26 protein-coding genes are annotated in these 26290 nt (G+C 56.2%); 22 read left to right on the plus strand and 4 right to left on the minus strand.

Translation table 11 applies throughout. From position 1 onward, the window contains the following. Nucleotides 1-156 precede the first annotated feature (156 nt). The 6 genes from Q0Y02_RS14710 to Q0Y02_RS14735 all read left to right on the plus strand — a co-directional run bounded on the left by Q0Y02_RS14710 (nucleotide 157) and on the right by Q0Y02_RS14735 (nucleotide 6153). The gene (locus Q0Y02_RS14710; RefSeq protein WP_297770056.1) at nucleotides 157-2766 is read left to right on the plus strand and encodes a hypothetical protein; all 2610 of its coding nucleotides are present in this window, start codon (nucleotides 157-159) and stop codon (nucleotides 2764-2766) included. Nucleotides 2767-2911: 145 nt separating this feature from the next. Then, a complete protein-coding gene (locus Q0Y02_RS14715; RefSeq protein WP_297770058.1) occupies nucleotides 2912-3655 on the plus strand; it encodes an outer membrane beta-barrel protein in 744 nt (247 codons plus the stop codon). Between the two features lie 29 nt (nucleotides 3656-3684). Further along, the gene (locus Q0Y02_RS14720) at nucleotides 3685-4287 is read left to right on the plus strand and encodes an outer membrane beta-barrel domain-containing protein (protein WP_290510777.1); all 603 of its coding nucleotides are present in this window, start codon (nucleotides 3685-3687) and stop codon (nucleotides 4285-4287) included. Between the two features lie 23 nt (nucleotides 4288-4310). Then, complete coding sequence (locus tag Q0Y02_RS14725) at nucleotides 4311-4802, plus strand: TlpA disulfide reductase family protein (RefSeq protein WP_290510778.1); 492 nt, start codon at nucleotides 4311-4313, stop codon at nucleotides 4800-4802. A gap of 11 nt (nucleotides 4803-4813) precedes the next feature. Then, complete coding sequence (locus tag Q0Y02_RS14730) at nucleotides 4814-5035, plus strand: DUF4266 domain-containing protein (RefSeq protein ID WP_297770064.1); 222 nt, start codon at nucleotides 4814-4816, stop codon at nucleotides 5033-5035. After that, nucleotides 5026-6153 (plus strand): DUF3570 domain-containing protein, encoded by a 1128-nt coding sequence (locus tag Q0Y02_RS14735; RefSeq protein WP_290510780.1) that lies wholly within the window; start codon nucleotides 5026-5028, stop codon nucleotides 6151-6153. The genes Q0Y02_RS14730 and Q0Y02_RS14735 overlap by 10 nt, the downstream gene beginning before the upstream one ends. Nucleotides 6154-6519: 366 nt before the next feature. Here Q0Y02_RS14735 and Q0Y02_RS14740 read toward each other — a convergent pair whose 3' ends face one another. After that, nucleotides 6520-7614 (minus strand): phospholipase A, encoded by a 1095-nt coding sequence (locus Q0Y02_RS14740; protein WP_297770066.1) that lies wholly within the window; start codon nucleotides 7612-7614, stop codon nucleotides 6520-6522. 53 nt (nucleotides 7615-7667) lie between these two features. Beyond that, entirely contained in the window at nucleotides 7668-7856 is a 189-nt protein-coding gene (locus Q0Y02_RS14745; RefSeq protein WP_290510782.1) for a Trm112 family protein, read from the minus strand. A 276-nt stretch (nucleotides 7857-8132) separates the two neighbouring features. On the opposite strand from Q0Y02_RS14745, the gene Q0Y02_RS14750 reads away from it, so the two are divergent. The 4 genes from Q0Y02_RS14750 to Q0Y02_RS14765 all read left to right on the plus strand — a co-directional run bounded on the left by Q0Y02_RS14750 (nucleotide 8133) and on the right by Q0Y02_RS14765 (nucleotide 14015). Then, nucleotides 8133-9929, plus strand: coding sequence for an acyl-CoA dehydrogenase C-terminal domain-containing protein (locus tag Q0Y02_RS14750; protein WP_297770068.1), 1797 nt, complete (start codon nucleotides 8133-8135; stop codon nucleotides 9927-9929). 142 nt (nucleotides 9930-10071) lie between these two features. Then, nucleotides 10072-11568, plus strand: coding sequence for a DUF945 family protein (locus tag Q0Y02_RS14755; protein WP_297770072.1), 1497 nt, complete (start codon nucleotides 10072-10074; stop codon nucleotides 11566-11568). A gap of 102 nt (nucleotides 11569-11670) precedes the next feature. Further along, nucleotides 11671-12042, plus strand: a complete 372-nt coding sequence (locus tag Q0Y02_RS14760; protein ID WP_290510974.1) for a YbaN family protein — start codon at nucleotides 11671-11673, stop codon at nucleotides 12040-12042. 197 nt (nucleotides 12043-12239) lie between these two features. Then, on the plus strand, nucleotides 12240-14015 hold the full coding sequence (locus Q0Y02_RS14765) for an acyl-CoA dehydrogenase C-terminal domain-containing protein (RefSeq protein ID WP_297770076.1): 1776 nt from the start codon (nucleotides 12240-12242) through the stop codon (nucleotides 14013-14015). Between the two features lie 137 nt (nucleotides 14016-14152). Here the strand turns inward: Q0Y02_RS14765 and Q0Y02_RS14770 are convergent, their stop codons facing one another. Together Q0Y02_RS14770 and Q0Y02_RS14775 are read right to left on the minus strand one after the other, a co-directional pair. Further along, entirely contained in the window at nucleotides 14153-14788 is a 636-nt protein-coding gene (locus Q0Y02_RS14770; RefSeq protein ID WP_297770079.1) for an endonuclease, read from the minus strand. A gap of 106 nt (nucleotides 14789-14894) precedes the next feature. Beyond that, the gene (locus Q0Y02_RS14775; protein WP_297770082.1) at nucleotides 14895-15506 is read right to left on the minus strand and encodes a TetR/AcrR family transcriptional regulator; all 612 of its coding nucleotides are present in this window, start codon (nucleotides 15504-15506) and stop codon (nucleotides 14895-14897) included. Nucleotides 15507-16069: 563 nt separating this feature from the next. Here Q0Y02_RS14775 and Q0Y02_RS14780 point away from each other — a divergent pair. From Q0Y02_RS14780 to Q0Y02_RS14835, 12 genes are all read left to right on the plus strand, one after another. Beyond that, nucleotides 16070-16249, plus strand: coding sequence for a Flp family type IVb pilin (locus Q0Y02_RS14780; protein WP_297770085.1), 180 nt, complete (start codon nucleotides 16070-16072; stop codon nucleotides 16247-16249). Between the two features lie 61 nt (nucleotides 16250-16310). Then, the gene (locus Q0Y02_RS14785) at nucleotides 16311-16811 is read left to right on the plus strand and encodes a prepilin peptidase (RefSeq protein ID WP_297770088.1); all 501 of its coding nucleotides are present in this window, start codon (nucleotides 16311-16313) and stop codon (nucleotides 16809-16811) included. Between the two features lie 43 nt (nucleotides 16812-16854). After that, the gene (gene cpaB / locus Q0Y02_RS14790; protein ID WP_297770091.1) at nucleotides 16855-17727 is read left to right on the plus strand and encodes a Flp pilus assembly protein CpaB; all 873 of its coding nucleotides are present in this window, start codon (nucleotides 16855-16857) and stop codon (nucleotides 17725-17727) included. A gap of 26 nt (nucleotides 17728-17753) precedes the next feature. After that, nucleotides 17754-19211, plus strand: coding sequence for a type II and III secretion system protein family protein (locus tag Q0Y02_RS14795; RefSeq protein ID WP_297770094.1), 1458 nt, complete (start codon nucleotides 17754-17756; stop codon nucleotides 19209-19211). After that, on the plus strand, nucleotides 19204-19458 hold the full coding sequence (locus Q0Y02_RS14800; RefSeq protein ID WP_297770097.1) for a hypothetical protein: 255 nt from the start codon (nucleotides 19204-19206) through the stop codon (nucleotides 19456-19458). Before Q0Y02_RS14795 ends, Q0Y02_RS14800 begins: the two co-directional genes overlap by 8 nt. A 45-nt stretch (nucleotides 19459-19503) precedes the next feature. Next, nucleotides 19504-20832: a Tad domain-containing protein gene (locus tag Q0Y02_RS14805; protein ID WP_297770100.1), complete on the plus strand. Its 1329-nt coding sequence runs from the start codon at nucleotides 19504-19506 to the stop codon at nucleotides 20830-20832. Continuing rightward, nucleotides 20825-21304: a TadE family protein gene (locus Q0Y02_RS14810; protein ID WP_297770102.1), complete on the plus strand. Its 480-nt coding sequence runs from the start codon at nucleotides 20825-20827 to the stop codon at nucleotides 21302-21304. The genes Q0Y02_RS14805 and Q0Y02_RS14810 overlap by 8 nt, the downstream gene beginning before the upstream one ends. Beyond that, nucleotides 21294-21794: a TadE family protein gene (locus tag Q0Y02_RS14815; protein WP_297770105.1), complete on the plus strand. Its 501-nt coding sequence runs from the start codon at nucleotides 21294-21296 to the stop codon at nucleotides 21792-21794. The genes Q0Y02_RS14810 and Q0Y02_RS14815 overlap by 11 nt, the downstream gene beginning before the upstream one ends. Before the next feature lie 21 nt (nucleotides 21795-21815). After that, nucleotides 21816-23003, plus strand: coding sequence for an AAA family ATPase (locus tag Q0Y02_RS14820; protein WP_297770108.1), 1188 nt, complete (start codon nucleotides 21816-21818; stop codon nucleotides 23001-23003). Between the two features lie 14 nt (nucleotides 23004-23017). Further along, nucleotides 23018-24319, plus strand: a complete 1302-nt coding sequence (locus Q0Y02_RS14825) for a CpaF family protein (protein WP_297770111.1) — start codon at nucleotides 23018-23020, stop codon at nucleotides 24317-24319. Nucleotides 24320-24328: 9 nt separating this feature from the next. Continuing rightward, nucleotides 24329-25318, plus strand: coding sequence for a type II secretion system F family protein (locus tag Q0Y02_RS14830; RefSeq protein WP_290510988.1), 990 nt, complete (start codon nucleotides 24329-24331; stop codon nucleotides 25316-25318). Between the two features lie 15 nt (nucleotides 25319-25333). Then, a complete protein-coding gene (locus Q0Y02_RS14835) occupies nucleotides 25334-26287 on the plus strand; it encodes a type II secretion system F family protein (protein ID WP_297770113.1) in 954 nt (317 codons plus the stop codon). Nucleotides 26288-26290: the final 3 nt, after the last annotated feature.

Here is a 26290-nt window from a genome sequence, read left to right on the forward strand (position 1 = left end):
TGGCAGTATAGATCGACCGTTTAACAGATTTCCCGTTTCCCGCAGTCATTGTCCATGACATTCTGCATCAGGCTCTGTGATTTGGGGCCCAGAAAATCAACAACAGATTCGCGATACTGACACAAACCAGAAAAAAACGGACGAACGGTGAAAATAATGAGGGTACCTGTCCTGCTGGGCCTGCTTGTGGGGATAAGCGGCTGCGGTGGCATGGACGGGGGGGATCAGCAGAAAGACCCCACGGTAACCGATATCCCGGTGGCGTATGTGCAGCGTTCGCTGCCCAGGGATGACGACGGTGAGATTGTGGTTGAGTCCCTGGAAGAACCGGCAGCGTTCCAGGCCGGGGCCAGGCTGATGGTGCGCGACAGCGCTTCCTCCCGTGCTGTGGCGCGTGATGTCACCACGACAATTTTCGGTTCCGGCCACGACGTTCGCGATCTCACCATGAGCTACGACGGCAGTCGTCTGCTGTTTTCCGCACGTGCGCCGGAGATTGTCGATGCGGACGAGGATGAGCAGCCCACCTGGAACCTGTGGGAATACGATTTTCAAACGGGCGTCGCGCGGCGGCTGATCAGCAGCGACCTGCGCGCAGAAGAAGGCCAAGATCGCTATCCGGCCTATTTGCCCGATGGCCGTATCGTGTTTGCCTCAACCCGCCAGCGCCAGGCACGGGCCAGGTTGCTGGATGAGGGAAAACCCCAGTTCACCCCGCTGGAAGAAGGCCGTGACACCTATGCCTTCGCCCTGCACGTGATGAGTGCGGACGGCGTGGAGATTGAGCAGATCACCTTCAATATGAGCCATGATGTGGCGCCCCTGGTGGGCCGCGATGGGCGGGTGATCTTCCTGCGCTGGGACAACAAGGATAACGATAACCGCTTTGATCTGTACCGGGTCAACCCGGACGGAACGTCGCTAACCCCCCTCTACGGGGCCGATAGCCATGACGCCGGTAATAATCGCACTCGGGAATTTCTGCCTCTCTCGCTCATGGGCGATGGCCGTCTGCTCACCGCTGCCCGTCTGCGCGAGGCCGGAGCCGGGCAGATGCAGCCGCTGGCCATCGATATTGGCAACTTCGTGAATCGTGACGGCCCACTGTTTGGTCGGGTTGGTAGTCAGGCTGAACAGACGTTGCCGGGCCCCGCCAGCTCCCTGACTGATGCCGTGGCGGTGGAAGGGCGACTGGCGGATTTGGTGAGCATGGATGATGGCTCCGGTCGTTTTCTGATGGCCTGGTCTCCCTGTCGCCTGCTGGAGGGGCAAACCCTGCGGCCCTGCACCGCCGAGTATCTGAATCAGGGACTGCCGGAAGCTCCGCCTGCCTTCGGTTTGTGGATTCTGGACCCGGCCGAGGGCACTCAGCGGCCAGTGGTGACCCCGCAGGATGATCTCTGGGTCACAGAACTGGCAGTGGCAACGGCGCGAAGCTTGCCCTCGCAGGCCCTGGACAGTGAGCGTGACGATGCCCTCGCGGAAGACAATCTGGCACGGCTGGATATTCGCAGTGTCTACGACATGGATAGCCGGTTTGTCAGTTTCAATAACCCACGGCTGCCAGGTATTTCCACGCTTGAACAGTTTCGGGACCCCTCACTGGTTACCCCGCAGGAGCGGCAGGTGCGCTTCCTGCGTATCACCAAGGGTGTATTGATACCCGACGACGATGTCCGGGATATTGCCGGGGCCCAGTTCGGGCGGGCGGCGAATTTCGGCATGCGCGAAATTGTCGGCTATGTGCCGGTAGAACCGGACGGCTCGGTGCGTGCGCAGGTGCCCGCTGACGCACCGCTGGGCCTGCAATTGGTCGATGCCACGGGCAAGGCGGTATACAGCCGTCACGGTGCCTGGATCAACCTGCGCCCGGGAGAAACCCTGCAGTGTCAGGGGTGCCACGCCAACAATTCGCCATTACCTCATGGCCGCAATGATGGCATGGCACCTTCGATCAATGCGGGCGCTCCCCTTACCGGGCAGCCTTTCCCAAACACCCGCACCGATGTGGTCGGATTTGCCGATGCCGGCGAAACCATGGCCCAGGCGCTCACCCGTCTCTATCCGGAGCGGGAAATTCCTGCCATTGATATGCGCGACTTTGATGCCTGGAGTGATCCGGCTCCGGCCGAAGACCTGTTGCTGGCCTATGCGGATCTGCAGACCCTGGCGCCCGCCCTGGTGCCCTGTCAGCAGCAATGGCAGGCGGAATGCCGAACCGTGATCCATTATCAGGACCATATCCAGCCGCTTTGGGATCTGCCACGCCAGGCTGATGTGGGCGGCAACCTGGAGGATGTTACCTGCTCTTCTTGCCACAATCGTCGGGATGCCATGAATGCGTTGCAGGTGCCGCCGGCACAGCTGGAACTCACCGGTGAGGCGTCTGCAGATCAGCCGTTACAGCCCACCAGCTACCGGGAACTGCTGTTCAATGACAACGAGCTGGTGCTGGAAGACGGCGCCCTGGTCGACCGGCTGGAGATCGTCACTGACGGTGATGGCAACGTGGTTTACCAAACTGATGAAGACGGCGAGCTGATTCTGGATAACATGGGTAACCCTGTTCCGGTGACGGAAACCGTGCCGGTCTCGGCGCCCATACGGGCTGGCCAGGCGCGCAATTCCGACGCATTCTTTGATACCTTTGCCCAGGGTGCTGTCCATGACAGCTGGCTGACGGTGGAAGAATTGCGGTTGCTGGCGGAATGGGCCGACCTGGGGGCGCAGCTCTATAACGACCCGTTCCGGGTGCCCGAAAACTGATAAAGCGCCAGTCCTGTGTAACCTGACTGGTGCCGTTGGAGCCTTGTTCACAAGGCGAATGGCGTAAATGGCTTGCCATGAAAACAAGCCCGGACTCGACATGCCGGGCTTATTTGATGTCCGATTGAAAGGGGAGACGCACCCGTTGCGCCTTGTAGTTGTGTTGTTATCCATGCTGGTGCTGTTACCGGTAAAAGCGGTTTCATCCGAACCGTCACCTCCCTTGCAAGTCAAGGTTGCGGAGCCCTACGTGGATATCCATACCGGGCCCGGTCGCGGTTACCCGGTTTTCCATGTGGTAGAGCGCCATGCGCCGCTGACATTGCTGTTCCAGCGCGCCGGCTGGATCAAGGTGGAAACCGCCCGGGGTCGCATTGGCTGGGTGCCTCGCAAGGCGCTGCTGTCCACCCTGGACGGCAGCGGTGAGACGCCGGAACTGCAGAATCTGGGTCACGAGGATTTTACCGGTGGGCACTGGCAGGCATCGGTGCTGGCGGGAGAGCTTGAAGGCGTCACCTCGCTGGCGGTGGGGCTTGGCTATCGGTTCACAGAAAACCTCACTGCCGAGGCCATGTTCACCCAGGCCAGTGGGAATTTTTCCAATACCAAGTTGATTGATTTCAATCTTCAGCATCAGCTGTTTCCGCGCTGGAGAATCTCTCCCTATACGATGCTGGGAACTGGCCGTGCCAGTATTGAACCGCGGGCGACATTGGTGCGCCCGGAAGATCGTGACGAGACGCTGGCTTTTGCCGGCGTCGGGTTGAAGGCCTACCTGGCTCGCGGTTTTGTATTACGGGGTGAATACCGAAGTTATGTGCTGTTCACCGAAGAAAACGACAACCGGAATCTGGAAGAATGGAAACTCGGTTTCTCCCTGCTGTTCTGATCCTGCCGCTATTGCTCCCGACGGCAGCAATGGCTGAAACGGCAGACGACACATCCGCTGTGCGCGACGCAGACCCGGAATCGGTACTGGATCCGCAAATTGAGCGGCGTCGTATCAAGGAAGCAGATATTGATAGCGAAAACTTTGAGGCGGGGGTGTACGCAGGCATCCTCTCGATTGAAGATTTTGGTGCCGAGCCGGTGGTGGGCGTGCGGCTGGATTATCATTTGTCCGAGGATGTTTTTTTCGAGGCCGTGCTGGGGCGCGCCGAGGCTGGGGAAACCAGTTTCGAAACCCTTAATGCGGGGGTGCGTCTGCTGAATGATGATGAACGTGAGTTCACTTATTACCAGGCGTCGGTGGGGTACAACCTGCTGCCCGGCGAGGCCTTTCTATCTGGCGGGCGAACGTTCAATAACGCCCTTTATCTGCTTGGCGGAGCCGGGATTACCGATTTCGCCGGTGACGAGCATTTCACCCTGGGTGTCGGTGTGGGGTACCGCCTGCTGGTCAATGATCTGATCGCCGTGCGGGTGGATATGAAAGACCATATCTTCAATCTGGATGTGCTTGGCGAGGACAAGACCACGCATAATCTGGAGCTGACCGCTGGTGTCAGTCTGTTTTTCTGAAAATAAGAAATGGGGGAGCAACAATGAAAAAGACACTGACAATGATGATAGGCGCGTTGGCGCTGATTTTTTCCAGCAATGCGCTTGCCACAGAGGGGGCGCCAGCACCGGACTTTACGCTCAAGACTCTGGATGGCAGCAACCTGAAGCTCAGCGAACAGCGGGGCACGGTGATCCTGCTGAATTTCTGGGCCTCCTGGTGCGGACCCTGCCGTACCGAAATGCCGTTGCTGGACGATCTTTATCAGGAGTATCGCGACTACGGCTTCACCGTGCTGGGCGTCAACCTGGATGAGAATCGCGACCAGGCGGATCGCCTTTTGGACAAGATTCCAGTGACCTTCCCGGTGCTGTTTGATCCGCAGAACAGTACCAGTGAAACCTATGGCGTGGATGCCATGCCCACCACCGTACTGATTGACCGCAATGGCGTGGTCCGTCATCACCACCGTGGTTACAAGGACGGCTACATGGATAAATACGAAGACCAGGTGAAGGCGCTGGTGCTGGAATGAATAGAGCGGCAATGATGCGTCTCTGCGGTCTTGTTCTATTGCTGGCGTTTACCGCCAGCGGCTGCGCAGTGAAACCTTGGCTAAAGCCCTATGAGCGTGCCCGCCTGGCGGATCCGGTGATGAATGTGTCCGCACACCCAGTGGCAGAAAGCTACATGGGCCATGTGCATCAGGCGAGGGAAAGCATGCGTGGGGCGGAAGGCAGCGCCGGTGGAGGCTGCGGATGCAACTGATGCGTGCGCTGCTGGCGGCCGTACTGGTCTGTTCAAGCGCGTTGCTGCAGGCCTCGGTATTGCCAGAGGATCGGCTTGATGTGCTGTATCACCAGTACGAAGGTGGCGGCATGAAAATCAATGGTCCGTCCGTGCTGGTAAGAAAGTCCGTGGCCGACAAGGTGGCGGTGCATGCCAATTATTATGTGGATGAAGTCTCCGCGGCGTCCATTGATGTGCTGGTCAGTGCCAGTCCCTACTCGGAAGAGCGCACCGAGAAAAGTGTTGGCGTGGATTATCTGCATGGCAAGGCCATCTATTCGTTGAGTTACGCCAACAGCGAAGAAAATGATTTCGAGGCGAACTCGGTGCACTTTGACATGAGCCAGGATTTCTTTGGCGACCTGACAACTCTGAGCTTTGGCTATTCGAAAGGCTGGGATGAAGTGTTTCGTAGTGACGATAACACCTTCGCCGAAGAAGCCGATCGGCAGCATTTTCGGATCAATGTATCGCAGATTCTTACCCGCAATCTGAGGGCCAGTCTGGGCCATGAGCTGATCACCGATGAAGGCTATCTGAACAACCCCTACCGTTCCGTGCGGTATCTGACATCGGGTGGCAATTACAGTTTTGAGCCAGAGCGCTATCCAGAAACCCGCACCAGTGAAGCTACCTCACTACGGCTGTCCTACTACTTGCCTTGGCGGGCCGGTCTGCATGGCGAGTACCGGTTGTATAACGACTCCTGGGGCATTGATGCCAATAGCTGGCAATTGAAGCTGATACAGCCGCTGGGAGGAAAGTGGACTCTTGAGGGGCGTTATCGGGCCTACCAGCAAGGCCAGGCGGATTTTTATGCCGATCTGTTTCCATTCCAGAATGCCCAGAATTTTCTTGCCAGAGACAAGGAGCTCAGCGAATTCAGCTCTACCGTGGTGGGGGTAGGGATTGGTTTCGAATTCAGCAAATCGAACTGGGATACCTTCGACCGGGCAGGGCTAAATCTGTGGGTGGATCGCTTCAGCTTTGACTACGAGAACTTCCGCGATATCCGCGTCGCTACCACACCGGGCACCGAACCGCTGTACAGCTTTGATGCCACGGTAACCCGACTGCTGTTTACGTTGTGGTATTAGCTACGAGCTACGAGCTACGAGCTACGAGCTACGAGCTACGAGCTACGAGCTACGAGCTACGAGCTACGAGCTACGCTGGTTGGATAGGGAAAGGGTAGAAAGTTCCTCGGACCTCGGTATTTCTACGAAGCTGCTGTAGGAGCCCATGCTTGCATGGCGAACCGCGCTTGTGCGGAAATCGGCCGGAGGGCGATCAGGAGTCTCAGAGCTCGACAGGTTTCAGAAAAGAATGGCGGCTAGGTTGATCTCTGCCGCCTCGCTACGCTCGGTTCGCCATGCAAGCATGGCTCCTATAGCGAAGCCCGGTTCTTTCGCCTGAATCGCGCCGCGAGCGGCGCTCCTGCAAAATTTTTCCGGCGTTGTCTCTTACAACGAATCCGTCAGCAAAATCCCGAAGCTGAAACGGTTTTCGTAATCGTCGTAGTTGATCAATGAATCCCCGTAACCACTGAATACCTGTACCAATCCTTTAAAGCGTTTGCTGAGCGGGAAAGAATAGTTGATGCGGCCGGCGCCCTTGTTGTCGGAGCGCAGGTTGTTGCGCACCATCAGCTCGAGCACGTGGTTGCGGAACGGGTAGGCCACTTCCAGCTCGAAATTGCCCATGAACTTTTCTATGTCCGGATTATCATCACCGGAGGTATCCAGAGGGTCGTCTTTCTCTTCTTCGGGAATCCGGTACCAGGGTTTCACGGACCAGTAATAGTCGCCGGTCTTGAAGACGTAATTCATGAATACCCGGTTCCAGCTTCGCGATACCGGTACATCGCGCCCATTGGACTGGTGGTTGAAGCCGGCCACCAACAGCTCGGAATCCAGCGGGCCGATCTGCCAGTCGACAGGCTTGGAAATGAAGATTTCCGGCTCGTAATTGGTTTCCCGAAACGGCGCGGAGATCTCGCTGTTATAGGCCTGCCAGAAGAAGGTGCCGGTGAACGCCATCCACAAGGTTACATCGTCGACGATGTTTTCCTTCAGGGGCGCCTTCAGGGATAGCTGGAACTTCACCTCGTTGGGCTGCAGGTCCCGATCATCCTTGTCGGGGTCATTCCACTGCCGGTTGGACCAGTAGCTGTACGGCAGCAGGTAATTGCGGCGATGCGGGGTAATCACAAAGGGATTGCCGCGGGTGGTGTTTTCCAGCGCCAGGCGAGCGCGCAAGGCATCCTCATTGGTGCGCTCCCCGGGTAGCTCCTCGCCGTTCTGGCACCAGCCGCGCAGCTCTTTCAGGGTGACCTGCTCATTGGCGGTCTGCGCACTTCGCAACAGACAGTCGTTCTGCTGTTGGGCCTTGCTCATGCTCCCCACCGACTCATCGGGCACCGGGGCGCTATCACCCTCGGAGGCCCGGGCTTCTTCTTTCTCTCGTTCGGATGCTGGCGGGGTTTCTTCGGCGTGGAGGGTGGCGGCACAGAGAGAGGCACTTATCAGTGTCAGGGCCAGCACCAGGGACTTGTACATGCAGTGATCCTTTTACGTTGCCGATGTTTCCGTCTGGCACGGCCAGCATCCAGTTACAGGTTGCTGACTTCCTCATTGCTCATTGAGCGAGCCTGATCCTCCAGCATGACAGGAATGCCATCACGGACCGGATAGGCCAGACCACTGGCCTTGCACTTGAGTTCGCAGGCCTTGTCGTCATAGATCAGTGGTGCTTTGCTGACCGGGCAAACCAGGATGTCGAGCAGGTTGGTATCAATCATTGGCGGGTTCCTAAGCAGTCATTCAGCCGTCTTTGGCGAGTATACCCAATGTCCACGGCAGGGGAGAGGATACCACCGCAACTCCGAGCTGTTTTTACGAAAAACCTGTTAAAACAGTTAACTAGAGAGGCAAACGGTAGTTTCAAACGCTTGTTTGACTCGCGGGTCACAAATAGGGGTAGAGCGGTGCAGGAGCCCTGACCTAAGATTAGCGTCCCAAATTATGGCGGGCCCATGGCCCGCCTCATTGTCACCGTTTCTTTAGGGAGATTTGAGATGCCGGATTACAAGGCTCCCCTGCGCGATATGCGCTTTGTACTGAATGAAGTCCTGGACATGGACGGCCACTACCAGGGGCTGGGTCTGGAAGAGATCAACAGCGAACTGCTGAATGCCTTCCTGGAAGAAGGCGCCAAGTTCTCCGAAAACGAGCTGGCTCCCCTGAACCGTTCCGGTGATGAGGAAGGCTGTGGTTTCGACAACGGTGTGGTAACCACGCCGAAAGGTTTCAAGGAAGCCTACGCCAAGTATGTGGAAGGCGGCTGGCCGGCCATGGGCGGCGACCCGGAATTCGGCGGTCAGGGCCTGCCCGGCTCCGCTGGCATCGCTATCTCTGAAATGACCGGTACCGCCAACTGGTCCTGGAGCATGTACCCGGGCCTGTCCCACGGTGCGGTGGCGACCATTGAAGAGCACGGTACCGACGAGCAGAAAAATGGCTACCTGCCAAAGCTGACCAGCGGTGAGTGGACCGGCACCATGTGCCTGACCGAACCTCACTGTGGTTCTGACCTGGGTATTCTGAAATCCAAGGCCGAGCCTAACGCGGACGGTTCCTACAGCATCACCGGCACCAAGATCTTCATCTCTGCTGGTGAGCATGACATGGCCGAGAACATCGTCCATATCGTACTGGCTCGCCTGCCTGATGCGCCCAAGGGCACCAAGGGTATTTCCCTGTTCATCGTTCCCAAGTTTCTCACCGACGGCAACGGCGCTGTGGGCGAGCGCAATGCGGTGACCTGTGGTTCCATCGAACACAAGATGGGCATCAAGGCATCCGCCACCTGCGTAATGAACTTCGACGGCGCTACCGGTTACCTGATCGGTCCGGAGAACAAAGGCCTGAACTGCATGTTCACCTTTATGAACTTTGCCCGTCTGGGTACCGCCATTCAGGGCGTTGCCCATGCCGAGCTGGGTTTCCAGGGTGGCCTGACCTACGCCAAGGATCGTCTGGCCATGCGCAGCCTGTCCGGCCCGAAAAACCCGGAAGGTCCCGCCGACCCGATCATCGTTCACCCGGACGTGCGTCGCATGCTGCTGACCTCCAAGGCATTCGCCGAGGGTGGTCGCGCACTGGTGTACCTGTGTGCCCAGCTGGGTGACAAGGTGAAGCTGGAGAAAGACGAGGCTGCTCGCAAGGAAGCCGACGATCTGATGGCCCTGCTGACGCCGATCGCCAAGGCGTTCGTCACCGAAGCCGGCCTGGAAGCGGCCAACCACGGTGTGCAGATCTACGGTGGCCACGGCTTTATCCGTGAATGGGGCATGGAACAGAACGTGCGTGATGCGCGTATCTCCACCCTGTACGAGGGCACCACCGGTATTCAGGCGCTGGATCTGCTGGGTCGTAAAGTCATGATGACCCAGGGGCAGGCCCTGCGTAACTTCACCAAGGTCGTGCACAAGTTCGGCGAAACCAACGCGGACAATGCCGACCTGAAGGAACTGCTGGAGCCGCTGGCTGCTTACAACAAGGAATGGGGTGAGCTGACCCAGGCCATCGGCATGCAGGCCATGCAGAATCCGGATTATGTGGGTGCCGCTTCCGTGGATTACCTGATGTACTCCGGCTACGTGACCCTGGCCTACCTGTGGGCCCGCATGGCAGCTGTGGCACACGCTGCGCTGGAATCCGGTGCCGGTGATGAGGACTTCTACAAGGCCAAGATCAGCACGGCCAAGTTCTACTTCAAGCGCATCCTGCCGCGTGCGGCCGGTCACAAGGGCGCCATTGAAGGTGGCCTGGACTGCCTGATGGAGCTGGACGCAGAACACTTCGCGTTCTGATCCGGCGTCAGTGTCAGAAAAAAGCCCGCCCTTGTACGGCGGGCTTTTTTTTGCCTGAAAACCGCGCAGGCTACGTAAATGTTGGTTTTTCGTTATAGTGTCGACACAAAAAAGACGTAACAGGGATGAGGGGGATATATCCATGAAGAAGGTTATTGCACTGATTGTGGTGCTGGTTGTGGCGTGGCTGGGGGCTACGTTTTATGTGGGCATGCGCGCCGAGACGCTGGTTCGCGAAGAAGTGGCCGGTCTGGAAGTGCTTCCGGGGCAGAGCGATATTGTTTTTGACGTGCTTCGTTATGATCGCGGGCTGTTCCGTTCCGAGGCGGTGACCTGCCTGATCGCTCAGGGCGAGCTGGCATCCAATCCGAACCTGGCGATGTTGTCCGGGCAAATCTGCTCCCTGAGCACCATTCACCACGGTCCTTTCGCCTGGACCGATGATGGCTTGTTCGTGGGTATTGCTGCCAGTGAGGAAGTGCTGGATCTGCGTGAGCTACCTCCGGAAATGGCGGCCATGGTGAATGAAATCTTCCAGGGCAAGCCGCCGGTGACCGGTTACAGTCGCTATGGCTTTAATGGTGGGCTGACCATGAAGGTGGCGGTGTCGCCAGTGAATCTGGAGGCCCCCATGGGCAAGGTGGTGCTCGAGGAGTTGCAGCTGGACGTGTTGCGTCCGACCGCTGACACCTACCCGGTCAACACCTACCTGTCCCTGCGGGGGCTGGATGTGTCCTCCCCGAAAATGGGTTTCGCGGTTGACTCACTCACGGGTTCCGTGGATATCGTTGCCATGTTGGGCGGTGAATTGCCGCTGGCAGATATCAACCTTGCCGGCAAGGAGTTGCGCTGGTCCCAGGGGGAGCAGCCGATGCTGGCGTTTGACCTGACCCTGCAGGGCAACAGCAAGGACCACGGTGATACGCTTAGCGGCGACAGCCGCTTATGGCTGGAGAATATCAGCGGGCCAATGGTGCCGCTGCCCATGGACAGCGCTTACCTGGGCATGGACTACGCCGGTCTGGACCGGCAGGCACTGGTCAAGGTGCACGCCCTTAACCGGGAAATGGATGAAATCCAGACCCGGGCACTGATGGGCGCCCTGTCCGGCAATGGCGAGCAGGATATGGAACAGCAGATGGCCCGTATCCAGACCCTGTTGGCAGAAATGACCCAGGTGGCTGCGGAGCAACTGCTGCACCCGGGTGATAGCAAGTTGTCACTGCAAATGCTGGTGGACCACCAGGGCGAGCGACAGCTCACCGTCGACAGCAAAGCCCGTTACCTGGGGCTGGATGGCAACAACCTGCCGGCCGACGAGCTAATGGCACTCAATGAAGCGCAGATCCAGCAGATGCTGGATGTGCAGGTGCGCGTGGACATGCACGAGTCACTGGTGCCGGCGCCCTACGTCGCCCGGCTGACAGCCTTGGCCGAGCAGGGCGTGGTAGAAAGGCAGGGCGAGCGCTGGAGCAGTGTGCTCAACGCCAATGGCGGCGCCCTGAGCCTTAATGGTCAGCCGGTGAGCCCAGAGGAGCTGCAGGAGCGCATGAAAGCGATTTCCGGGCCAGCTGCCGCTCCGCAGGCGGCTGAAGGCGAGGCGGCCCTGGACGATCCGCTGGCCTATCACGTCGACTGATCCGCAAAACCCGCCGTCCGGCGGGTTTTTTTATTCCCCGAAAATGGGGCATGCTGTAATGACTCTCTCGCGGGGCAATTGCCTGTTCTAAGGAGGGGAGACATGGAGACAGTCAGGGTGCTGTGCTGGCGCTCAACGGCAATCCTGTTCGTTCTGCTGGGCATGATCGGTGTGGTGGTCCCGGGTATGCCGACAGTGGTCTTTCTGTTGTTGGCCGCCTGGGCTGGCAGCCATGGCTGGCCGCGGCTTGAGCACTGGTTGTTGCACCATCCCCGCCATGGCAGCCACATCCGTCAGTGGCGCGAACAGCGTGCCATTCCCCGCCGTGCCAAGTGCGCCGCCTCCACCATGATGTTGATCAGCATTGCCTTGATCAGCCTGTCTGCCGCCCCGAATTACGTGAAAATCGGTGTGCCGCTGTTTCTCTGCGGGGTATTGCTGTGGATGTGGCGCCGACCGGAGCCGCTTGAATAGGCAGACGGATTTATTCGAATACGGCGAAAATGAAGCAAAATGTGCGCAAACTGCCCTTAATGTTCCCAATTTCACCCACAATACGTGATTCTTGCGTTAACGGTGGGGGCCATGAACGGCGGGTCACAAATAACCCTGTTACCTGACGCCTTGCCTGCCTAAAATTTGCGCCCTGCCAACTTTCGGGAGATGTGCAAATGGCGACCTATAAAGCGCCCCTCGAGGACATGCGTTTTGTTCTCAACGATGTGTTCAAAGCGGATCAGCTGTGGGCCTCCATGCCTGCCACCGCCGAGGTAACTCGCGACCTGTCCGACGCCATTCTGGAAGAAGCGGGCAAGATGACCGAAGGCTTGCTGTTCCCGCTGAACCGTAACGGTGACGAGCAGGGCTGCACCTGGAACGACGGTGAAGTGACCACCCCGGACGGCTTCAAGGATGCCTTCAAGACCTTTGCGGAAAACGGCTGGAGCGCGTTTTCCGGTAACCCGGAATTCGGTGGTCAGGGCATGCCCAAGTCCCTGGCGGTGCTGTTCGAGGAAATGATGCACAGCGCCTGCTCCTCCTTCGCCCTGTATCCTGCACTCACCAGCGGCGCCTGCCTGGCCGTTGATGCCCACGCCAGCCAGGAACTGAAAGAGCAGTATCTGCCTAAGCTCTACAGTGGTGAGTGGAGCGGCACCATGTGCCTGACCGAGCCTCACTCCGGTACCGATCTGGGTATTCTGCGTACCAAGGCCGAGCCCAACGACGACGGTTCCTTCAATATCACCGGCACCAAGATTTTCATCACCGGTGGTGAGCACGACATGACCAGCAACCATATTCACCTGGTGCTGGCGAAACTGCCGGATGCCCCGGCCGGCTCCAAGGGGATTTCCCTGTTCCTGGTGCCCAAGTTCCTGCCCGACGCAGACAACAACGCCGGCGAGCGCAACGGTGCCACCTGTGGCTCCATCGAACACAAGATGGGCATCAAGGGCTCTGCCACCTGTGTAATGAACTTCGACGACGCCAAGGGCTGGATCATCGGCGAGCCGAATCAGGGGCTGGCCTGCATGTTCACCATGATGAACTATGAGCGTCTGTCCATTGGCCTGCAGGGCCTGGGCCTGGGTGAAGTGAGCTACCAGAGCGCGGTGGACTATGCCCGCGAACGTCTGCAGGGCCGCAGCGCCACTGGCGCGAAAAACCCCAATGGTCCGGCGGACCCGATCATCGTTCACGGCGACGTGCGTCGCATGCTGATGAACATGCGCGCCATCAATGAAGGCGGCCGCGCCCTGGCCGCCTATGTCGGGATGCAACTGGATACCGCCAAGTTCAGCGAAGACGCGGACGCCAAGAAAAAGGCGGAAGATCGGGTGGCCCTGCTGACACCGGTGGCCAAGGCCTTCTTTACCGACCGGGGGCTGGACACCACTATCACCGGGCAGCAGGTCTTCGGTGGCCACGGTTATATCCGTGAGTGGGGCATGGAGCAGTTCGTGCGCGACTGCCGCATCTCCCAGATCTACGAAGGCACAAACGGCATCCAGGCTCTGGACCTGGCGGGCCGTAAAGTGGCGCGTAATGGCGGCAAGTCTGTTGAGGCGTTCCTGGCGGATGCCCAGGCCTGGGCCGAGGAAAACAGCGCAAACGGCCAGCTGGCTACCATCAGCAGTGAGCTGCAGGCGGCGCTGACCCTGCTCAAGGACGCCACCGACGAACTGCTGTCCCAGGCGGCCAGCAATCCGGACGCCATCAGCGCTGCCGCGGTGGAGTATCTGGACCTGTTCGGCTATGTGCTCTATGCCTGGCTGTGGGCGCAGATGCTGGCAGCCACCGATGGTCGTGACGACGATTTCGCCAAGGCCAAGCGCGTCACCTGCCAGTACTACTTCCAGCGCGTCCTGCCCAAGGCCCATGCCTTGTTTGCCCAGATCAAGAGTGGGGCGGATACCATGATGGGTCTTGACGGCGAGTTGTTCTAAATAGCTACGAGCTACGAGCTAAAAAAAACCGCGCCCGAGAGGGTGCGGTTTTTTTGTTTTGGGGCAGCGCGGAGTAAAAAGGCTGGTCGTTACCAGGGTGCTTTCTTCGCGTCGAAGCTAGAAGCTAGAAGCTGCCCTTACGGAAACTGCATATTCAACGGCGAGCTGCCTTGCAGTGATTCCGCGCGGTCCGGTTCGTCGATGAAGGGGTTGCGGTTGCCCTGTACCTGTTCGATCACGTTGTTGCGGCGGCGTTCCTCGTCATCCACCGGGTCATTCCGGTGCCAGCGCTGGTACATTTCCAGCGTGCCCAGCAGGGGGATGTCGTAGCGGTCGTACAGATACAGCATGGCCCTGGCCACATCTCCCTTGGCGGATTGCGGTGGCTCGAACACCTGGAAGGCTTGTTTGTAACCACACTCTGCATCAGTGGCCGTGGTGGTAGGCAGGTCGCCAAACAGGGTTCGCCGCCGGTCCAGTTCGGCACGTCGGGTTACCGGGAACAGGCTGTGGCGGTCCCGGGACACATCGACAAACTGCGGTTTGCTCTGACACAAGCGGCTGGTTCGGCAACCAAAGTGCTGGGCCAGTCGGCGTTCATCATAAATGTGTTCGATGGAGACCCGGTCACCGGGTTGGAAAACTTCCTGACAGTAAAGCGTCTTGCCACCGTTGGCATACACCTGCTTGAGGAACTGACGCTCAGGTGTATCCCCATGGCTGGTGGCTACGGGCAAGAAAAATGCCAATAGCACCAGTGAAAACTTATTCATATTGTGAGCCCCGTCACATGTCTGCTCTTGCCATCTTAGCCCCCAAAGCCAGAGTGACAGCTATTTACAATGTATACCGGGGTGACGAATGGTGCCAATGGCGGGACTAGTGGTTGTCTAACAAAAAAGTAACGCAGTCCTGGATATGTGCGCTGATCGCACTTTTCGCAGGCAGTTGCTCCGGTGTCAGCAGGGCGCAAAGCTGGAACTCTGCTTTCACCATGCCCAGAAGCTGGCGGGCAGTATGGGGGGTAGGTAGCCCGGCAGGAAGCTGGCCCTGCCGTTGCAAGTGGTCCAGATACCTCTCCAGCTCACTGAGCAACAATGCCGGGCCCGGCTGGTAGGCGCTTCGGCTCAGTTCTGGGAAGGCTGGCGCCTGAGTGATCAACAGCCGGTACAGCTCCAGGTTCACCGGCTCCAGCAAGGCAAATACAAAGTTCTTGGCCAACATCGTCAGCCCTTCCCGTGCAGACATGCCGATCACATCAATGGAACGGACTTCCTCGACCAGCTTGTCGGTGTGGTAGCGAATCACCGCGCCGAACAGGCCCTGCTTGTCACCAAAATAGTCATAGAGACTGCGCCGGGAGCCTCCGGCCCGGGCAATGATCATGTCCAGGGTGGTGCCTTCGTATCCATGCTGAAGAAAGGCATCGGTGGCAGCGTCCAGAATCGCCTGGCGACGTTTCTGGCCGCGCTGGCTGAGGGGCTGACTCATGATTACGGGCCTGTTGCGGTTTTATAAAGGGTACTGAACAGGACACTTTTGGGCAATTTATTGCCGCCATATCCGCTGTGGGCAAGAAAAAGCCGTGAATATGCTGTGAAAGCCTTCCTTCATAGCAATAAAGATAAAAATAAAAAAAGTTTGAAAGAAAAAAAGGATATATGGCGCCGGGGTTTTAATACGGCGAACGTTGTTCGAAATGAGATTTGGGTTCTTTGGTTACGATATGGCTTACAACGAAAGTACTAACTTAACATTCTAAATTTATCATTTAATTCAATGGTTTGCAGTGTTATTCCTGCTTTAACTCATATGGGGTATGGGGTATCTCATTGATTCAGTGGGGAAAAAGCCGAGCGAGGAACGGTGTTCAACTTTCCTGAAAAAAGCAGGTTACAGAAACATTAATTCTCCACACAGCAAATAAATACCTTTGTCCTTTGTGCAAGCGCCAAATGATGTATGTCCGCATTGTTTATGTGATCAGCTTTGCAAAGCTGACATATTTTACAGGCGGCTAACTAAAGGAAAGTTTGATGTCTGGAGGACAAGTCATGAAACAGCTGTTTATGCAATTCATCAAAGAAGAAGACGGGGCCACCATGGTGGAATACGCAATCCTGGTCGCTCTGATTTCCGTGGTCGCTATTGCAACGATTGTTCTTATCGGTCAGGAGGTGAACACATCCTTCGAAACCGTTAACACAGAACTGACCGCTGCAAACGCTGAATAACTGATATAGCTGATCCAGAAACTCTGCCCGCCGCAAGGCGGGCAGAGGAGGTGATCCGGAAATGGTGACTCTTGTTCTGACCTTATCCCTATTGATGCCGGCGGTGTATTACGACATCACCGAAAGGCGAATCCCGAATCGTCTTATCGCGATTTTTATTCTTGTTATTCCTGCCGTTCTATTTCTCGTGCAAGGTGCCTCCGTGTTGCCCTCGCACTTTGCTGCCGCAGGAATTGTTTTTCTCTCGGTTTTTGTTTTCTGGTTATTGGGCTGGCTGGGGGCTGGTGATGTGAAGTTGCTGGCGCTTGTTGCTCTGATAGCCGGGCTCTCCCTGGTTCCTGAATTATTACTGAATACAGCGCTGTGCGGCCTTGTATTGGCGGTACTGGCGATAGTTGCGAAAGGCGCATTTCGACAAACAGGAAAAAGATTGTTTGCAGTGGTACGAGGTGCCCCTGTCGGTGAAATAGAGCAGGACGGCAGTCAGGCAAAATTACCGTATGCGGTGGCCATCGCTGCCGGTGCGGTACTCACAGTTTCAGGTGTATCGCCGCTACCGTAATAACAGTGGGTGATACGGGAAGGGACGGAAAAGGAGATTCCTCATGCAGTTGCGACCGCTATTGATTCTTCTGGTGGCCATTATTCTGGGTGGGCTTACGGTCTACCTAGTGAACCAGTTTCTACAACGAGAAGTGAGCAGCCGAGCGGATATGCGAACCATCGCCACCGTGCCGGTGGTGGTGGCAGCAGCGGATCTGAACAGTGGAACCCGGCTGGATGAGGTGCTGCTTAATGTGGTGGATTGGCCGGAATCCAGTGTTCCTGAGGGTGCGTTTCGGACCAAGTCCGCACTGCTTCAAGACAAGCCTCCGCTTATTCTGACCCAGGCGATCAAGGGTGAGCCGATTCTGAAATACAAGCTTTCACCGTACGGTGCCCGAGGTGGCCTGCCTGCCAAAATCCCTGAAGACAAGCGTGCCTTGACGCTGTCGGTGAATGAGATAACCGGGGCCGGTGGTTTTGTGATGCCGGGCGATTATGTCGATGTGCTTCACACCACCACGTTCGGGCGTTCTGACAAAAATCCGGTGACGCGGGTGATTTTGCAAAATGCCAAAGTGCTGGGGATCGACCAGCGCTCCAGCGAAACCGATACCGAACCGAAAGTGGTCAACGCTATCACTATTCTGGTCGCCCCTTTTGATGGCCAGCGTATTGTTCTGGCTGCCAAAACGGGTGACCTGAATCTGTTGCTGAGAAACGAGTTCGACGCATCCATTGTCGAGACCGAATTGGTGACCTACAAGGATCTTCTGACAGAGGAGCCGGCTCGGGAAACCAAAGTGGTTCGCCGTGTTCGGCGTGCGCCTCCCAAACCACAGGTTGAAGTGATTCGTGGTCTGGAAGTGGAAAATCAGACGGTGAAGGAAGGTGAAGTTCGCCAGCAAACGCCTGCACCGGCCGGCGCGCAATAGGATTCCAGGGAGGAAGGAGAATGAAGATGCATACAGAAATTCGGTTATCAGGCTGGTCAATGTGTGTGTTAGCGACATTGATGATGGCGATGATATCAAGCGTGCATGCGGTAGAAGGTTACGAGCTGCAGTTCAGTGATGGTTTACAGAAAGAGGAGCTGTCGCTGTCTCTGGGAAAATCCCAAATGATCTACTCGCCGTCGCCATTGGATCAGGTTGTTATTGGTAATCCGGAAATCGCGGATATCAAGCTTCTGTCATCCCGGCATGTGCTGATTCTGGGGATGAAACCGGGCCATACCAACCTGGCGTTTCGCGACAAGAATCGAAATCTGGTCGCGCTGATGGATGTGATTGTCGGTTACGACATGGATCAGATGAAGCGCCGCATCTATGAATTGATGCCGGAAGAAGACGGCATCCAGATTCGCGGCGCCAATGATCAGGTAATACTCTCTGGCAAGGCATCCAGTGTGATGGCCATGGAGCAAGCCCTGTCTGTAGCGCGCAGCTTTGCCCCCAAGGAGAAGGTGGTCAATATGCTGGAAGTGGGTGGTGGCACCCAGGTGATGCTGGAAGTGCGTATCGCCGAGATCAAGAGGACGTCTCTCCAGGAGTTGGGTGTCAGCCTGCAGGCGTTTAACCAGGACGGGGTCAAGACACTGGCCACCGCCACGGGTATCGCGCCCAATAATATTCCCTTCCTGTCATCCGTCTTTACCGATCCAGCCTCCACTATCTTCGGTTATAACGGTATCAGTGTGCGGCTTGATGCACTGGAACGTGAAGGGCTTGCCAAAGTGCTGGCAAAACCCAATCTGACGGCCCTGTCCGGTCAGGAAGCCAGTTTCCTGGCCGGTGGAGAGGTGGCTATTCCGGTGGCTCAGGATGGTGATGAGGGCAATGTCACCATCACGGTGGAGTTCAAGGAATTTGGTGTCGGCCTCAAGTTCGTGCCCACAGTGCTGTCAGATGACAGCATCAACATCAAGTTGAATGCGGAAGTCTCCGCCATTGATCCTTCCAATGGCTTCCAGGCGTCCGGTTTCAATATTCCCGGGTTTGTCACAAGACGTACCGGCACCACGGTGGAGATGGCTGATGGGCAGGCGTTTGCCATTGCCGGCCTGATCCAGGATGACCTGAATAATGTGATCAGTCAGGTGCCTGGCCTGGGAAGCATCCCCGTGCTGGGGGCCTTGTTTCGTTCCACCGAGTTCAAGCGCAACGAAAGTGAGCTGGTGGTGATTGTGACGCCGAAACTGGTGACGCCGAAACGGGTCGATCAGTACGCATTGCCCACGGATGTTTTCGTTCCCCCCAGTGATATCGACCAGTACTTGATGGGCTTTCTTGAGCACAAGCCCACCCGGAATCGCAATGCCCGTGAGCAGGAAAATGATCCGTCTCAGGACACGTCAAGCCGTGGTGGTTTGCATGGAAAGTTCGGCCACCAGATCAGGGAGGTAGCTAACAATGAATAGGATACTGACAGTGCTAATGGTGATTTTTCTCAGCGGCTGCGCAAGAGAATCCCTGCGGCCGGATTATGGCTATAGCGTGGATCACAATAACCAGGTTCAGGTTATCAATCCGGATGCTCGCTACAAGGATCATCCTGTCATCAGCACCCATGGCGGGAAGCTGGATGCGGGATACGAACGCTTCCTGAAAGATGATGGAAAAGTGGAAGAAGGAAGGATCGTGGAGGATGTCTCCAGCTCCAACTGATGGAAAAGGACGAAAATGATGAAAAGGCAGCAGCGTGGCGCCTATATGGTGATGATGGCGATACTGATCGTGATACTGATCGGTGTTGCTGCTCTGGCCATTGATGTCGGGCGGGTTCTGATGATGCGAACCGATATGCAGAATGCGGCGGATGCTGCTGCCCTGGCTGCGGCTGCTGAGCTGAATTCTGATAACAATGCTCAGGACCGTGCCCGTGCTGCGGCACGCGATTTGCTCGAGCATGATGCACGTTTTGCCCGTGTTACCGAATTACTGGGAGCCACCGGGCTACCGGCAGGAGCCTTCGAGTTTTTCTGTGTCATCGGCAGTGAAACGGATGTTTCTCCATCCGATCCGGGCTTCAGTGACTTTTGCAGCGGTGCTGAAGTGGAGCCAGGCAAGTATGCGGCCACATCGGATGTGGATACGCATTATGTGAGAGTGACTCTTGATCCGGCACTGGCAGGAGATGGGGACCGATTTACCTCTGACCTGATTTTTTTACCGGTACTCGGCGCTCTGGGTATTGATACTGCGGATACGGCCACGGCAGTCACCAATGCGTTGGCAGGACGAAATTTCTTTACCTGTAATTACCCCCCAATGGCCATGTGCGATCCCTGGGAATCCGAGGGCTCTCATTTCAGTGATGAAATGGAAGTGGGTGCACATATCGAAATGCGCCAGCAGGGGTCCAACCAGTGGAGCAGTGGTAATTTCGGGTTCCTTCAGCCGCCGAACGCTGGGCCCGGAGCAAATGATGTGTCGCTGTTTATCGCTAACGAGGGTGACGTGGGCTGCCAGCCAGCAACGTTCACCACCCAGACTGGCTCAATGACGGCCAAGACCCGAGCCGGATGGAATACCCGGTTCGGTATTTATGACGGGCCCAACCCTTTCCAGAATTTTGACAGCGATTGGCCGCCGGCACCCAACGTGGTTCCGTATCCGCTGGACGCTAATTCAGATTCCATCGATAGCCGTATCGGTGATGGTGACTGGGATTTTGATGCCTACTGGGCAGCAAACCATGGCTCACCTGCACCAAATGGCTGGAGCAACGTCAGCCGCCCAACCCGCTATGAGGTGTATCAGCACGAGATTGCCAATGATATTCCTGCGGCTGGGCAGCCGGCAGACCCGGCAGGTCCGGAGTCTCGGCGAGTCATGAACATGGCGGTATTGAGCTGCGAAGCATTAGGTATTACGGGAGGTAAGAAAAGTGGCGTGATTTTTCCCAGAGACGGTTTTGCCAGGATGTTTCTGGTGAAGCCGGCGGAAGGTCCTCCTAACGTGACGTTCTATGGGGAATTCATCGGCTGGGCCCAGGATACGGATGATAATTACCATGTGCAGATTCAACTGTATGAATAAGTTGCCTGCACGTCAGGCAGGTGCAGCCATGGTGGAGTTTGCCATCCTGCTGCCGCTGATGATCGTGCTGGTGTTCGGTATTACCGAGATGGGCCGCGCTATCTACCAGCAAAACACCCTGAGCAAGGCAGTGGCGTCTGGCGCTCGTTATATGAGCCGTTCCGCACAAAGCGTGAATGCCGATTGCACGCAGGCAGGGCAGTGGGGTGCTTCCATCAATAATGCCGCAAATCTGGTGGCTTTTGGTAATCAGGCAGGAAACGGTAATGCCTTACTGCCAGACCTGAATGCGGGAGATGTGAGCTTCACACTGGAGCAGCGCATGGTCACCGGTGGTGATAACGCTTGCGTCATTATTGCCACAGCTTCAGTGGACTTCAGCGCCATCTTTGGCGACACCATCGTGCCTTTCCTGGATCTGGGGCCTATCACTCTCAGTGCCACCGTGGAGGAGCGTTACCATGGTGAATAAATGCCTATCAAGAAAGCGCGAGCGTGGGTCAACCATGGTGGAAATGGCGATCACGCTACCGCTTTTCCTGCTTCTTATCTTTGCCATCATCGAACTGGCGTTGGTGATTTTTACCTGGACGCGCGCCGTGGATGCCACCCGAGCAGGCGCCCGTTATGCCATCGTCAATGACGCGGTAACCGATATTGCCTCTCTGGACTGTTCCGCTGTGTCGGACGTGACGGTGACCTGTGATTCGGCCAACTGCGACGATTTGATGAATGAAATGAATTCGCTTTATCGAGATCTGCAGGCGGCCAATGTAACCGTGCGCTACGGCTGTTCTTCCACGGGGTTTTCCGGTAATCCGCGGCCAGTCAGAGAGGTCTCGGTTTCTATTGTTGGCCAGGAATACGAATTGGTTTTGCCGGGTGTGATCGGGTTGGACCCGAATCTTACGCTACCGGATTTTACCAGCACACGGGTCAGTGAAGACCTGAATACACCCTGAAGCAATTCAGAGGGAGCAAGGATGAGTACAGGATTGGTCATCGGACTGATATACCGCAATGAGACTACCAAGGCTCAGTTCGGCCAGATCGTCACAGGGCTGAAAGCCGGGTTTGTTGCATTGCCCTATACGCTTAACGGCAGCTTGGTGGTCAAAGTCCATGAGTCTGGCTGCCATGCTGTCATTGTCGAGGGTAATGATGAGGGCGAACAGGATCCTTCGCATATTGAGGCATTAATCAGCGAGCTTCCTGATATTCCCGTCTATGCCGCTTTCCGTGAACCCGGGGTTGATGTTATTCGTCGCCTGATGCGGGTTGGCGCCCGTGATGTCATTCCCATACCCCCCTCCGAAGAAGACTTGAAGAGAGAGCTATCCAGGTTGAAAACCGGACTGGGGCCGGATGTAGATGCGAGAAAAGGGAAGATTATTTCTGTTATCAACAGCAAATCTGGCAGTGGAGCCACAACCATTGCCGTGAATATTGCCTGTGACATTGCCGCCATGGATGAAGACTTGAAAGTGGCTCTGGTCGATCTGGATATTCAGTTCGGTAGCGTGTCTCTGTACCTGGATGTTAAGTGGCAGGCAAATGTCATGGACGCGCTGGGACAGGCATCGAGACTCGACAAGACCATGTTCAACGCCATGATGAGTCGCCATGATTCCGGTCTTTATGCGTTGCCTGCGCCAAACAAGATTACTCGACTTGATCGAGTCAGTTCCGCTGATGTCAAAAAATTCCTGGATGTAGTGAAGCAAACGTTTGATGTGGTGGTGCTGGATCTTCCCAAAGCGATTAACGACTGGAATGAGGAGATTCTCAAAGCCAGTGACAGTATCTATGTGGTGATCCAGCGAAGTCTGGCGGTGTTGCGTGATGCCCGTTTGCTGATGTCCTATTTTCACAGCGTGGGTATTGATGATGGTGATATCACCATTGTGGATAACCGTTATCGCTCGAAACACTCCACGGTGACCGATAAACAGATTCATGACACGTTGAAGATTGAAAATATGGTTCGTATTGCCAACGACTACGATGCCGTCATGGGATCACAGGATCATGGCATGCCATTGAGTAAGCACGCAAAACATAGCCGTATCAGTAAGGATATATATCAGATATCCGAAAAGATTGTGGAAGAACTTACCGGTGAAAAAAGAGAGCAAGCCGGCCTGCTGGGGCGGCTTATCGGGCGGCATTGAGAAAGGAGTTCACCATGTTTGCCAGTGAAAGAGGGATTGATGAAATGGATTTCAGTGCAGTGCAGAAGAAGGTGCACTCACTGTTAATGGAACGCCTGGATCTCCGTCAGATGGAAAAGATGGAGGAAAAGCTGGTGCGAAATCAGATCCGGCTTGCCCTGCGTGATCTGATTGATGAAAACGGGTTTGTGCTCAATGAGCATGAGCAGAGCGTACTGATCGAAAATGTGGAAAACGAAGTTCTGGGTATGGGGCCGCTTGAGCCTCTTCTTCACGACCCGTCCATCTCGGATATCCTGATCAATACCGCTGACACCTGTTATATCGAGCGCCATGGGGTGCTGGAAAAGGTCAATATCCGTTTTCAGAACAATGATCACTTGATGCGAATCATCCAGAAAATTGCCGGTGCGGTCGGGCGCCGGGTGGATGAATCCAGCCCCATGGTGGATGCCCGCCTGATGGATGGATCGCGGGTCAATGCCATCATTCCGCCGCTGGCGGTGGATGGGCCCCTGCTGTCTATTCGTAAATTCGCGGCAGACCCGTTGACGGTCACTGACTTGATGAATTTTCGATCGATTACCCAGCCTATTGCCGATTTTCTGAAAGCCGCGGTCAAGGCGAGAACCAACATCCTTATTTCCGGGGGTACTGGCTCCGGGAAAACCACGCTGCTGAATGTGGTGTCCGGTTTTATCCCTGCCAATGAACGAATCCTGACCATCGAGGATTCAGCCGAACTGCAGTTGCAGCAGCCCCATGTGGGAAGACTGGAAACGCGCCCGGCCAATATTGAAGGAAAAGGGGCGGTTGTTGCTCGCGATCTGGTGAGAAATGCCTTGAGAATGCGCCCCGATCGGATTGTGGTCGGTGAGGTGCGCGGCGAGGAAGCGCTGGATATGTTGCAGGCCATGAACACCGGTCATGACGGCTCACTCTCTACTATTCACGCCAATTCGGCCCGCGATGGCATTTCTCGTCTGGAGCACATGATCGGCATGGCGGGCGTCTCCATTTCTCCCAATGTCATCCGCCAGCAGATCGCTGCCGCCCTGGACCTTATTGTGCAGACCGAGCGACTTTCTGATGGTCGGCGTGCGGTGATTAGCGTCCAGGAAATTACCGGCATGGAGCAGAATGTGGTGAACATGCAGGAGATTTTCCAGTTCAAACGATTGGGTGTGGATGAGAACGGCAAAGTCCAGGGGGAGTTCCGGGCTACGGGCATTCGCCCCATGATGATGCAGCGGATCAAAGAGCGTGGTGTTGCGCTTGATGAAGGTGTTTTCGATCCTGATCGTGTTTACGAATAGGGGGCGGCCATGATTATCAATGAAATCACTATCATCATATCGCTGATTGCGTTTCTGGCCGTGGTGGGGCTGATTGAAGGCTTCTACATGCTTTACCGTTCCATGAATGTGGAACGCACCCAGGCGGTGAGCAAGCGGCTTCGTAATCTTTCGGCTTCCGGGCTCAGTAATGAAGAGGCGTTGTCTCTGTTGCGCCGGCGAACGTTCAGTGAGGTGCCGGCGTTAAACCGGATTCTGGCCATGTTTCCCCGTTCACATTCCCTGGATCGAATGCTGGTGCAATCCGGGGTGGATCTCACGGTCTCACGCTATCTGTTGATTCAACTTTCCCTGTTTGTGCTGACTTTTCTGATTCTCTGGCTTCTTCTCAAGGTGTTCTGGTTCCTGGCTTTGCCGATTGCCATGCTACTGGGATTCTATGTTCCCTATGCCTATGTAAAGGCGAAGAAGCGGGAGCGGGCCCGTAAGATTTCGGAACAATTACCGGAGGCCATGGATTTTCTTGCCCGCAGCATGCGAGCCGGGAATCCGTTCTCTGCGGCCATCAAGCAGGCCAGTAGGGAAATGGCAGAACCGATTGCCCCCGAGTTTGCCACCACCTTTGATGAGTTGAACTTCGGTATGGACCTGGAAGACACCCTGCGTCATCTGGCCCAGCGAAGCAGTAGTGAGGAAATGCGTTACTTCATCACCGCGGTGCTGATTCAGAAATCCACCGGTGGCAATCTGGCCGAGGTCCTTAATCGCCTTTCTGCGGTGATGCGCTCGCGGGCAAGAACCTTCCGGGAGATTCGAGTGCTTGCTGCAGAAATGAAGTTTTCTGCCAATATCCTTATTGCCTTGCCGTTTGTGGTAGCCGGGGCGCTGTTGCTACTGAACCCTACGTATCTTTACACGCTGGTGGAAACCACCATGGGTTACATCGTGATCGGTGCTCAACTGGGGCTGATGTTGCTGGGGTACATTGTCATTCACCGGATGATCAACTTCAGGGTCTGATCAAGGAGAGATGTCATGCTGGAAGGAATTAGCTTGTCAGTCCTGATAATGGGGTCCCTGTTTCTGTTGACGGTCATCATCGTGGCGTCAGTCGGTAACTGGTTGTTCAGTGGTAACGCCACCTTCGACCGGCGTTTGCGTGAAATTCAGGGGCTTGCTTCTGGTGAAAGAGGGCATGGAAAAGCCACGGAAGAGGGCCCTTTCACGGTTAAATGGTTACAACCGATGGCGCGCCTGGTGGTGCCGGACGACAAGTGGAAGCAGTCTCGGATTCGTGCCCGTCTGGTTCGCGCCGGTTACCGCAGCGCCCAGGCCATGGGGATCTATTATCTTGCCAAGTTTTTTCTCGCGGTGTTGCTGCCGGTACTGACTATCACGCCATTATTGATGTATCCAACCCTGGTGACCCAGCGACATTGGGCGGTGGCTGCGCTGGTCATATCGGCCCTGATTGGTTTTTTTATTCCCAACCTGGTGTTGCGGCACAAGGAAGAAGCAAGGCGGCAGCATCTGGCGGAAGTGTTCCCGGATGTGCTCGATCTGCTGGTGGTGTGCGTGGAAGCGGGCCTGAGTCTGGATGCGGCGATCAAGCGTGTCGGGGATGAATTTCATTTTGCCTCACGTGACATGAGTGATGAGTTGTTACTGGTGACGTTGGAGATTCGCGCCGGCAAGCCCCGTAATGAGGCGTTGAAAGCCCTGGCCGAGCGAACCGATCTGGAGGAGATGCAGGCCCTGGTATCCATCCTCATACAGGCCGAGCATTTTGGTACCAGCATCGCGGATGCGTTACGTGAGCATGCGGATGAAATGCGGGATATCCGCATCCAGACCGCCCGCGAGAAAGCGGCCAAGTTACCCGTCAAGCTGGCCATACCGATTCTACTGTTTATCTTTCCCGCCCTGTTCCTGGTGATCCTGGGCCCGGCGGCCATCCATATCTACACTGGTTTTCTCGACCGCATGTAAGGG

Source organism: uncultured Alcanivorax sp. (assembly GCF_947258575.1).
GTDB lineage: Bacteria > Pseudomonadota > Gammaproteobacteria > Pseudomonadales > Alcanivoracaceae > Alcanivorax.

What these genes read in the sequence shown, in the direction of transcription:
- Q0Y02_RS14800 (WP_297770097.1), top strand. Translation starts at nt 19,204, where the DNA reads ATGAATAGGATACTGACAGTGCTAATGGTGATTTTTCTCAGCGGCTGC.
- Q0Y02_RS14810 (WP_297770102.1), top strand. Translation starts at nt 20,825, where the DNA reads ATGAATAAGTTGCCTGCACGTCAGGCAGGTGCAGCCATGGTGGAGTTT.
- Q0Y02_RS14730 (WP_297770064.1), top strand. Translation starts at nt 4,814, where the DNA reads ATGATGCGTCTCTGCGGTCTTGTTCTATTGCTGGCGTTTACCGCCAGC.
- Q0Y02_RS14825 (WP_297770111.1), top strand. Translation starts at nt 23,018, where the DNA reads ATGTTTGCCAGTGAAAGAGGGATTGATGAAATGGATTTCAGTGCAGTG.
- Q0Y02_RS14770 (WP_297770079.1), bottom strand. Translation starts at nt 14,788, where the DNA reads ATGAATAAGTTTTCACTGGTGCTATTGGCATTTTTCTTGCCCGTAGCC.
- Q0Y02_RS14735 (WP_290510780.1), top strand. Translation starts at nt 5,026, where the DNA reads ATGCAACTGATGCGTGCGCTGCTGGCGGCCGTACTGGTCTGTTCAAGC.
- Q0Y02_RS14750 (WP_297770068.1), top strand. Translation starts at nt 8,133, where the DNA reads ATGCCGGATTACAAGGCTCCCCTGCGCGATATGCGCTTTGTACTGAAT.
- Q0Y02_RS14725 (WP_290510778.1), top strand. Translation starts at nt 4,311, where the DNA reads ATGAAAAAGACACTGACAATGATGATAGGCGCGTTGGCGCTGATTTTT.
- Q0Y02_RS14795 (WP_297770094.1), top strand. Translation starts at nt 17,754, where the DNA reads ATGCATACAGAAATTCGGTTATCAGGCTGGTCAATGTGTGTGTTAGCG.
- Q0Y02_RS14805 (WP_297770100.1), top strand. Translation starts at nt 19,504, where the DNA reads ATGGTGATGATGGCGATACTGATCGTGATACTGATCGGTGTTGCTGCT.
- Q0Y02_RS14755 (WP_297770072.1), top strand. Translation starts at nt 10,072, where the DNA reads ATGAAGAAGGTTATTGCACTGATTGTGGTGCTGGTTGTGGCGTGGCTG.
- Q0Y02_RS14745 (WP_290510782.1), bottom strand. Translation starts at nt 7,856, where the DNA reads ATGATTGATACCAACCTGCTCGACATCCTGGTTTGCCCGGTCAGCAAA.
- Q0Y02_RS14780 (WP_297770085.1), top strand. Translation starts at nt 16,070, where the DNA reads ATGAAACAGCTGTTTATGCAATTCATCAAAGAAGAAGACGGGGCCACC.
- Q0Y02_RS14830 (WP_290510988.1), top strand. Translation starts at nt 24,329, where the DNA reads ATGATTATCAATGAAATCACTATCATCATATCGCTGATTGCGTTTCTG.
- Q0Y02_RS14740 (WP_297770066.1), bottom strand. Translation starts at nt 7,614, where the DNA reads ATGTACAAGTCCCTGGTGCTGGCCCTGACACTGATAAGTGCCTCTCTC.
- Q0Y02_RS14815 (WP_297770105.1), top strand. Translation starts at nt 21,294, where the DNA reads ATGGTGAATAAATGCCTATCAAGAAAGCGCGAGCGTGGGTCAACCATG.
- Q0Y02_RS14720 (WP_290510777.1), top strand. Translation starts at nt 3,685, where the DNA reads ATGGCTGAAACGGCAGACGACACATCCGCTGTGCGCGACGCAGACCCG.
- Q0Y02_RS14710 (WP_297770056.1), top strand. Translation starts at nt 157, where the DNA reads ATGAGGGTACCTGTCCTGCTGGGCCTGCTTGTGGGGATAAGCGGCTGC.
- Q0Y02_RS14775 (WP_297770082.1), bottom strand. Translation starts at nt 15,506, where the DNA reads ATGAGTCAGCCCCTCAGCCAGCGCGGCCAGAAACGTCGCCAGGCGATT.
- Q0Y02_RS14820 (WP_297770108.1), top strand. Translation starts at nt 21,816, where the DNA reads ATGAGTACAGGATTGGTCATCGGACTGATATACCGCAATGAGACTACC.
- Q0Y02_RS14835 (WP_297770113.1), top strand. Translation starts at nt 25,334, where the DNA reads ATGCTGGAAGGAATTAGCTTGTCAGTCCTGATAATGGGGTCCCTGTTT.
- Q0Y02_RS14785 (WP_297770088.1), top strand. Translation starts at nt 16,311, where the DNA reads ATGGTGACTCTTGTTCTGACCTTATCCCTATTGATGCCGGCGGTGTAT.
- cpaB (WP_297770091.1), top strand. Translation starts at nt 16,855, where the DNA reads ATGCAGTTGCGACCGCTATTGATTCTTCTGGTGGCCATTATTCTGGGT.
- Q0Y02_RS14765 (WP_297770076.1), top strand. Translation starts at nt 12,240, where the DNA reads ATGGCGACCTATAAAGCGCCCCTCGAGGACATGCGTTTTGTTCTCAAC.
- Q0Y02_RS14760 (WP_290510974.1), top strand. Translation starts at nt 11,671, where the DNA reads ATGGAGACAGTCAGGGTGCTGTGCTGGCGCTCAACGGCAATCCTGTTC.